1 protein-coding gene and 1 pseudogene are annotated in these 5,432 nt (G+C 32.9%); both read right to left on the bottom strand.

The window, feature by feature from the left end; all coding sequences use genetic code 11:
- On the bottom strand, nucleotides 1–4,175 hold a 4,175-nt coding region (locus Q0L68_RS15615; protein WP_296705019.1), incomplete at its 3' end, for an Ig-like domain-containing protein.
- Nucleotides 4,176–4,973: 798 nt separating this feature from the next.
- Nucleotides 4,974–5,432: pseudogene (locus Q0L68_RS15610) on the bottom strand (arylsulfatase); the annotation flags it as partial.

Below are 5,432 nucleotides of genomic sequence, written 5' to 3'. Positions count from 1 at the left end.
TCTAATACCTGAATTGTTGGCCTCTTTGATTCTGATGAAAGTCCAAAAGCATCAAAGACTTTAGCTTTTAAAGTATAAGTACCAGCTGGTGGACTTTCCCAATTATATTCAAAAGGAGCTTCTGTAACTATTGCGAAAATCTGTTCATTATAGAAAAACTCTACTCGTTCTATATCATTTTCTACAACGAGAGGAAAACCACTTTTATTAGTTTCATCGAATCTAAGAGGTTCAGTTTTAATTAATACATCGTCACCAGAATTAAATGTTTGTCCATCTATTGGATCTACGATGTCAATAGTTGGAGCAAAGTTTTTAACAGTGAAATCTATAATTTCTGAAATACCTGTTTGACCATCATTGTCGGTAACTACCGCGTATAAAGAATGTGGACCAATTGGAATCTTTGTCCAAGCATAATCATAAGGTGCTTTACTAAGTATTGCTAATAAAGAGCCATCAGCAAAAATTTCTACTTTTTTGATATCATCCTCTATATCATAGGGATTTGTTTTAATAAGGATTTTCGATTCATAACTATATTCTTCACCCGAATAAGGTTGGGAAATAGAAACCGTTGGGGGGAAATTTTCTTCTACTGGGGGAACAATATGTACAATAACATTTTTGGTTTGTGCACTATTTCCACTATTATCATATGCAACTGCATTTACTAAATAGGTACCAGGAGTAACATTGGCGGTCCATTCAAAATTGAATGGGTTTGCAGTTATGGTTGAGATTAAATTTCCATTACTAAAAATCTCAACTCTATCAATATCATTTTCTGGATCAGTAATTTCAGTGACAATGTTTATTAATTTACCAGTTTCAAATACGACCTCATTAATTGGTTGCTTAATTGAAATTATAGGTGGTAAATTTACTACACTTGGATCAAGTACATTGATATTCACCACATTTGATTCAGCACTAAGCCCTTGATCATCAAAAACCTTTGTTTTTACAGTATATGAACCTGCCGGAGGATTTGGATAGGTAAATTCAAAAGGAGCCTCATAAACAGTGGCAAATCCAAATTCACCAGAATAGAATTCTACTCTTGAAATTTTATTTTCAGGGTCGATGGGGTTCGTTTGAATCAATACATCTTGTCCAAGGATAAAAAATTGTTCATCTGTAGGATTTATTATTTCAATACTTGGCGGCAAGTTTTCTAATGGAGGTTCAGTAATATTTACTAAAATATTATTAGATGTTCCCTCACCACCCTCTGTATTGTATACCTTAGCATAAATAGTATAACTATTAATACTGGTTGGACTCCAAGTTATCTCGTAAGGTGCTTGGCTCACTGTTCCAATCAAGCTGTTACCAGCAAAAATTTCCACTCTATCAATGGTTCCATTCCCAGCAATAGGTAAAGTGCTAATTAATACATCTGTCCCTAGGTCAAAAGATTGATTTTGAGAAGGACTTTGAATTTCAACCGTAGGAGCTTGGCTGAGATCAACAACTTCGTCTAATACTTTGATCTGTACAAATTCAGATACTGCGATCCCTCCTGCGAAATCAACAGCTGCCGCCAATAAACTATAGTCCCCAGGTGATGGACTTGACCAAGTGAATTCAAACGGGGCTTCATACTGTCTGGAAAGTAGGCTGTCTCCATGAAAGAATATTACACCAGCGAGTAGCCCTTCTGGATCTATAATATCAGTTTTTATATTAACATCCTCTCCACTTAGAAACTCTTGGTTTTGAACAGGATCAATAATGGAAATTTCAAGCTGAGTTTCAGGTAACTCTAATTGGTCTGAATCAAATTTAACCAACAAGGCAGACCCATAAGGTGGGATAGTTACTTTATTTTCAAATATATTATTTTCAGCATCCCTGTAAATTCCGGGTAGGGGGAGAGTTACCTCTTCATCCGAATAATTATACTCAAATCGGATGTATTCTCTTATATCTATTTCAGATGTAGTTACTTTTGAAACGACCATGTTATCAAAAATCACTGCATCGGCAGGATCTTCTATTTTGAGTACAATACTTTCACCAGGTGCAGAAACTTCTGCTGTAAATCCAATTTGAATCCTTTTGGATTCTGAGGTTGTTGAAAAATACCTTAAACTTCCCTTTTGGTTTTGTTCAAACGTTTTCTCCAGAAATAAAATAACTTCCTTATTTTCTAGTGAACTTTTAGAATCAAATTCGAGTAAAATTTGCTCTCCCGCTGTTACGGCTCCAATTTGAATGTAGGTGGCAAGATTTCCTCCGGGATTTGGTTTAAGAGACAGAGAGCCACCATTAATTCCATCTGGAATGAATTGACCGACACCGCCATAAGTTGCCGCAACAAAATCAATATTTGAATCGAAAGAAGAAGATTTTATTTCGTCTCGGGTAAGTATATCATAACGTACGAGGTTAAATCTTGATTTTTCAGAATTTTCATCAAAGCCAAACTCATTTTTCCAACTTTCGAAATCCCGAACAACAGCGGTGGGGCCATTGTTTGGTTCCCTGCTCTGAAAAACGAAGTCTCTATTATATGGATCTAAAAAGTAATTTTCATCAATAATTCCTGCTTGATTAAGATCATAATCAATTGAAGAAAAATTCATTAAAACTTCATTTTCGAAAATACTTGAAAATGTATTATTCTTGATGATCATATCCCGTACTGGGCCACCTAAGACATCATGCGTGATATTTAATTGGTTTTGAGCCTTAAAAATCAGATTATCTGAAATTTCAATATTGTTGTTATTGTGAACGAAATAACCATTTCCATTAATGTTGGCAATTGTATTTTTGTAAACTTTTATCCCGGCACTGTTATCATCGTTGTAAATTCCGTGAGCTAGTAAAAATTCTTCTTCTGTTCCGTCAATATTTCCGATACCATTTAATACTATATTTCCTACAATCTCTCTTCCCTTATTGTTTCGGGTGAATTGATTGTCTGCATTAGTATAAATTCCACCACCATCTTGTTTGAATACACAAAATCTGTCAACTAAATTATTTTTCACAATGGTATAATCTCCACCAAAATGAATTCCGTTGTATGCGGTATTTAGTACTTGATTCCTTTCAATTAAACCATAGTCGGTATCAGATGGAACATAAATACCTACTCCAGTCAAGTCACTACTCTTTCCCATTCCTGCAAATGGCAAAGTATTTTCAACAATATTATTTTGGATTTTAATTCTTGGGGCTCCATAATAAACAAAAATACCATCGTTTAAACTGTTCTTAATGGTATTATTTGAAATTGTTAAATCCGGTACTTCTTCAGCATAAATTCCATTTTCTCCAGCTGACTCTAAAATACATTTGTCAATTATGAAATTCCCGGATTTTTTAATTGAAAATATACTTTTGTTACTTCCTTTAAAATGTAAGTTCCTAAAAGTAATATTCTGTATATAAGGCTGATTGACAACCAAATGATCTTTATTGGCTATTTTAAATTTAAATGTTGAAGCTTTTTTTGGTCCAATGTAGGCTGATACTGTCTTCAACCTAGAATTATAAGCCCATTCACCAAATGAATCTAGAGTACTTACGTGGTTTTGTACAAAATACCCACTCCCTGCTCTAGTTTCGTAGGCAGTTACTATACTTTGAAAATTAATTGTTGTTCCTGAAGATGATGAAATTGGATGTCGATCTATGATCCAATTATTTTTCCTGATCACAAGTTCAGCACCTTCCAGATTTGGAAAACTAAACTCTCCAGATAATGAATTTTGATTTAAAACATTTTTAATTTCTAAATAAGGTTCTTCAGAAAAAGAGTTTGGAAATCGACCGATTTCTACTGGAGAATTATCTATTTCAAATATTTGAACTATGGAACTTTCCAGATTGGGAATTGATGCTTCATAAATCCCGCCTCCTAAGGATCTCCAACTTTCGCTCTCAATAGTTTCTAAAGAAGTAATCACAGGTTGTGCACCTAATCCATAGGAGGTGTAAATGATAGGGTTTCCGGAAGATCCACCTTTTACAACATTAATTGTACCGTAAAAAGTGTTTCCAGCCTCAAATAAAACTCTGTCTCCAGCTTTTAAGCCACTAGATATCGCATTTAATTTATCTATAGTTTTCCAGGGAGTATTAGGATTTTGCGCTTCAAGAATAGTTCTGCTATCATCCCCATTATTAGTAGAAAAATAATAATCCGTTGCAAATGACATAAAAGACAATTGCAGGAAAAAGAGTAAAAAGAAAGACTTTAATAAAAAAATAGAAGGCATATTTTCAAAATAATTCAAATATGATTTCTTTGATGAGGCGGGAAGTTTCATAGAAGTAAAATTTATTTCAATAAATATTATTTTAAGGATAACAATTCGAATCAAATATTTTCTAATGAATTATTTGTTTCAAAAGTCGCAATCAATAAGACCCTTTGAAACTCAGTTTTGAGATGAAGGAATTATGATTTCAATATTATTTCTGTAAAAATACATAAAAATGCTTTTTACAATAATTAAATTGTTGTTTTTTTTAATATTGAATTAAGATAAAATTCAAAGATTCTCGATTTACTTCACTCAAATTTCATGAAGATTTAATTTAATTATATGATTATCCGCAATGATGCCAGTCACCTTAAATTCTTTGCTTATCTGGTCGGAAGACCGATGACCGAAGACCGAAGCAGCCTAAAATTTACAGTTGAGCTTATTTTGTATTGCATTAGTCTCCTTACTGGTAGAATTGCGGATATACACATTTAATTAAATAGACTTGAGATTAAACTAAAGCTCGATTGACAAAATTAAATGTCTATCGTAATAAAACGAGGAATAATTTTAAAAAAAACTATCCTTAATCAATACTAGATTAATAGATGTTTTGTTTGAAAATAATGGAAAAATTTTGAAATCACATTCATTTTACTGTTTTCTAAATTCAAAAAACTAGATTTTTAAATAAAAGGTAATTAAGGTTGAACTATTAAAATCTTGATAAATCACATTTCCCTCTAACTAATTTTGGATTCTTTTCTCTAACTGAGTTGCTCCAACTACCAGATTTGATTGATGTTTATTTATTGATTCTTTGATTTCATTTATGATCTCTGGTTTTTCAGCAAAAAGATCAAACCTTTCAGAAGGATCATGGGCTAGATTAAAAAGTTTTAAAGTATCCAATTTTTCTACTTTTGCTGGATACCCCAACGGGTTATTTTTATAGAAATAGAGTTTATAATCTCCTTTTCTTGCGGCGAATAGACGATCTCCATGATAGAAAAACATTTCTTCTCTTGGTGTTTCATCTTTTCCCATTAGCACGGGACTCAAATCAAATCCATCATATATTCGATCATCTGGTTTTGGAGTATTTGAAAGGCTACAAAAAGTAGGAAGTAAGTCCAATGTACTTCCAATTTTAGATATTACGCCCGGTTTTACATTTCCAGGTCCCCAAATAATAGTTGGAACGCG

This window comes from Algoriphagus sp., assembly GCF_024642405.1.
In the GTDB taxonomy this organism is placed as follows: Bacteria; Bacteroidota; Bacteroidia; order Cytophagales; family Cyclobacteriaceae; genus Algoriphagus.
The sequence above is the reverse complement of the archived record's forward strand: the minus strand, read 5'-3'. Positions and strand labels throughout refer to the sequence as shown.